Source organism: Candidatus Micrarchaeia archaeon (genome assembly GCA_041650355.1).
Classification (GTDB): domain Archaea; phylum Micrarchaeota; class Micrarchaeia; order Anstonellales; family Bilamarchaeaceae; genus JAHJBR01.
The window spans coordinates 1-2,906 of record JBAZLI010000100.1 but is presented as its reverse complement, the minus strand read 5'-3'; the positions used below and the strand labels follow the sequence as shown (position 1 = coordinate 2,906).

At 55.4% G+C, this 2,906-nt stretch carries 3 protein-coding genes; 2 read left to right on the top strand and 1 reads right to left on the bottom strand.

From position 1 onward, the window contains the following. Positions 1–1,195 (top strand): argininosuccinate lyase (argH, locus tag WC488_05310; protein MFA5077814.1); only part of this gene is annotated, 1,195 nt, incomplete at its 5' end. A gap of 11 nt (positions 1,196–1,206) precedes the next feature. Here the strand turns inward: argH and fbp are convergent. Continuing rightward, positions 1,207–2,322 carry a fructose-1,6-bisphosphate aldolase/phosphatase gene (fbp, locus tag WC488_05305; protein MFA5077813.1) on the bottom strand — a complete coding sequence of 372 codons (1,116 nt, stop codon included), beginning with the start codon at positions 2,320–2,322 and terminating at the stop codon, positions 1,207–1,209. A 236-nt stretch (positions 2,323–2,558) separates the two neighbouring features. Between fbp and WC488_05300 the strand changes: the two genes are divergently transcribed. Then, the coding region (locus tag WC488_05300; protein ID MFA5077812.1) for an aminotransferase class I/II at positions 2,559–2,906 on the top strand (348 nt) is incomplete at its 3' end.

Below are 2,906 nucleotides of genomic sequence, written 5' to 3'. Positions count from 1 at the left end.
CGCGAAGGTGCTCGAACTGCACGAAGAGGGAAAATTCAGGCTCAAAAAGGAGCTGGAGGACGTGCACATGAACGTGGAGGCGAAAGTGACTGAAATTACCCCTCTGGGAAAGAAGATGCACACCGCGCGCTCGAGAAACGACCAGGTCGCGGTGGACACGAAGCTCTATTTGAGGGATGAGCTTCTGGAGGTCGCGGCGCTCATCGTGAAGGTGCAGAAGGCGTTCGCGCAGCTCGCGAAAAAGGACGTTCCGATGCCTGCGTACACGCACACGCGCGTCGCCCAGCCGGTGATGACCTCGTTCTGGTGCGAGGCTTATGTGCAGGCATTTTCGCGGGATTTGGAGCGCGTTTTCGACGCGTACAAGAAAACTAATAGGTGCCCGCTGGGCGCGTGCGCGGTGAGCGGGACGCGCTGGAGCATAGACCGGAAAAGAACTGCTGAACTGCTGGGCTTTGAATCGGTGATGGAGAACGAGATGGATGCAGTGGGCTCGAGAGGCGAGCTTGAGGCGGAAATAGCGTTCGCGCTTTCCCAGGTTATGGCCCGCATTTCGCGGTTTGCAGAGGAGGGAATTTGGTTCTCCGAGATGGGCATGATTAAGATAGGTGATGAGTACGCCACCGGGAGCTCCATAATGCCGAACAAGAAGAACGCGGACATTCTTGAGCTGATGCGCGGGAGATGCGGCCGCGTGTACGGAAGCCTGGTGCACATACTCACTGTGCAGAAGGGGCTGATTAACGGCTATAACTCGGACACGCAGGAGAGCAAGTTCGCTGTGATGAGTGCGCTGGATACGGCGAAGCAGAGCCTTGCCATACTCGCGGATTTGGCGCCCACGCTCGAGTTTGACGAGAAGAAAATGGCGTATGAGATAAAGAGGGGCTATGCGAACGCTACGGAAATAGCGGATTTGCTCGCGATGGGCGGGATGCCTTTCAGGGAAGCTCATGAAAAATCCGGGAAGCTGGTTGCGGAGCTCATAAAGCAGGGAAAATTCATAGAGGATGCCGAACCTGCGGAGATAAACAAAATTATGGGCACGAATTTGGAGGAAAGCGCAATAAGCGAGGTTGTGGAGCTGAAAAAGGCGCGCCTGTGCAGAAAAGTTACCGTTTCAGGGGCATGGGAAAAGGAGATAGAAAAGCAAAAAGGGAAAATAGGAAAGGCGATTGCCGGGCTCCTGGAATAGCCCTGCCCCGGCTATTTTTCTATTTTCGCGAACCTGTTCCTGAGTTTTTCCATCACTTTCGGCATGGATGTGTATTCCATCTCGTGCTCGGAGAGCCTGTGGGGCTCGAACGGGCCGTGCCTGCGCATGTAATCCGCGATTTTGAGCGCCTTTCTCCTCGCGTTGTCGAACGCGATGTCGCCGAGCAAATCCACAGGGCCCACGAGTTTTCCGTTCGCTACCTGGAAGCCGAGCCCCACCACGCGGGTCGGGCCGTCGAACCTTGAGGTCATGGAATCCTTCATCCCCACCGGGAGTATAGGCCCGTTGTGCGAGCCGCGCATCCATCCTGCAACCAAGTGGGGGAACGCGAACGGCTCGAGAATCTCTCCTTGGGAAGGGAGCCCGGATTGGCAGCGCACGAGCGCCACCGGGTCGTCTTTTCCCACGTAATCGCCGGCAATCAGGAACAGCTTGTCTGTGCTTATCGCGGCGACAGCCTCGTTCTCGGGCACTTTGTTGCCCGCGCGCGGGTAAACCCTCTTGATTATGTACTTGCTCTTGGTCCCTATCAGCGCGAGGAGCGCGTAAAGCTCCTCCGGAGCATTCAGCAGTACCTTCTTGTTCTCGTATATGTCCCACACTTCGAACGTGAAGCCGTTCACCATGTTAGGGTCTATTATGAGCCCCACGGTGTTGAACGGGTCCGCGAACATCTTGTATATCGGGAGATTGAACGCGCCCGGGTCCGTCTTGTCCATCATGAACGCGATTATGGGCTCGCTTTTCCTTTCCTCGAATTCCAGTTCGGCGCATCCTGGGCCAAGGCCCTTCACGTTCCCGCTGAACGCGTCCGCGAGCAAATCCTGCCCGGCTCCGTAGAGCTTGAGCTCCTTCGCGATTGCGGTTCCGCTCACGAACGTGTCCCACGCTAGCGCGTGCACGTCCTTGTTGTCCACTCCCTTGTCGTGGCTCATGAGGAGCTGGAGGTCATCCCCGACCTTGCCCACGTAATAGTCCAGGATTATGCCCTTCTTCTTGCCTGCTTCAAGGCTTTTCTGGGCGCTCTCGATGAGGCGAGGGTGCACGTCCGAATGGCCTGTGAAGCCCCCAATATCCGCTTTTATCAAAGTGATTGTAGTCTTCATTTTCCCACCTCTTATTTTCATCGCTCGCCATAACATAGGTTACGACGCATTATCCTGAATTATCGCCAACGATGTCGAACCATCATCGCGAAACTCAGGAAACTAAGAGAAATAGCTGCCCTCGGAAACCGAAAAACAGCTGCATTTACCTATCTGTGTGCTGGTATTAAAACGTTTCTCCTGCAATTGAATTTGTTTCGCAGAACCAGCATTCGCGCTGCTCCAGGGGGATTCTTATGGACAAAAAATACCTAAGGCCTGCAGACAGGATGAGGCACGTGAGCTATCCAATAAGGGACATAATAATGGAGGCCAAGAAGCTCGAGGCTTCCGGAACGAAAATGATTTATCTCAACATCGGGGACCCGGCGGTGTACGGATTCAGCCCGCCGGAAAAGTTCACCGCAGCTGTGAAGCAGGCGCTGGACGAAAAATACACCGGCTACGCGCCTTCCCCAGGGGACCCGGGACTCAGGGAAGTTGCGGCAAGGCTCGACGGATGCGCGCCCGATGATGTTTTCATCACCGAGGGGCTCACCGAGGGCATAGATTTCTTCTTCCACGCTTTCCTGGGGCCAGGGGAA

Excerpts from the sequence above, each read along its gene's own strand:
- fbp (MFA5077813.1), bottom strand. The coding sequence starts at position 2,322 with ATGAAGACTACAATCACTTTGATAAAAGCGGATATTGGGGGCTTCACA.